Origin of the sequence: Pseudomonas sp. SDI, assembly GCF_003105155.1 — a bacterium.
GTDB lineage: Bacteria > Pseudomonadota > Gammaproteobacteria > Pseudomonadales > Pseudomonadaceae > Aquipseudomonas.
Genome location: NZ_QETK01000071.1, coordinates 1 through 536 on the forward strand (window position 1 = coordinate 1; position 536 = coordinate 536).

Sequence of the window (536 nt, forward strand, 5' to 3'; positions counted from 1 at the left end):
TGTTTTCTGACTCTCCGGAAATACCTATGCTTTCATCAAGGTCGTACGTTGCCTTATGCTTTCTCATTGTGTAGCTGGCTGCGACTCCACTTAGTTTGGCGAGGCATTCTTCGATGTCAACTATCTCCACTTGCGCCGCCATCATTTTCTTTTGCGTAATTATAGAGTGTGCGTCGCCGTATTCGCCCTGCACTTCTATTGAGGTCAGCAAATTAATTTTTTGAAGATTTTTCTGGTAGTTGTCGCTGGCGATAAACTCTGCCACCCTATTTGCGCTTACCATATGTCAATACCTTTTATTATCTTGACTAAGTCATATCCCACATGGCGAAACGAATCAGCTGCTTCATGTTCCCAAGTGGTGCACATGGCCGCTGCCGTAATGCAGGTGGTTGAGCGTGCTGCCGTCCAGGGTGGTGAGCTGGGTAAGGTTGCCGAGGGCGTCGTATTGATAGGCCACCGGGCCGAGTACGCCGCGCTCTTCCAGCAGCCGCCCGGCCAGGTCGTACTTGAACGACAACCGGTCCGCGTCGATC

At 50.9% G+C, this 536-nt stretch carries 2 protein-coding genes; both read right to left on the bottom strand.

All coding sequences use genetic code 11. The features are described from left to right. Positions 1-283, bottom strand: a 283-nt coding sequence (locus DCO48_RS22505; RefSeq protein ID WP_133247635.1) for a hypothetical protein, incomplete at its 3' end; no start/stop codon positions are given. Positions 284-346: 63 nt separating this feature from the next. Next, positions 347-536, bottom strand: a 190-nt coding sequence (locus DCO48_RS22510) for an RHS repeat domain-containing protein (protein WP_165840823.1), incomplete at its 5' end; no start/stop codon positions are given.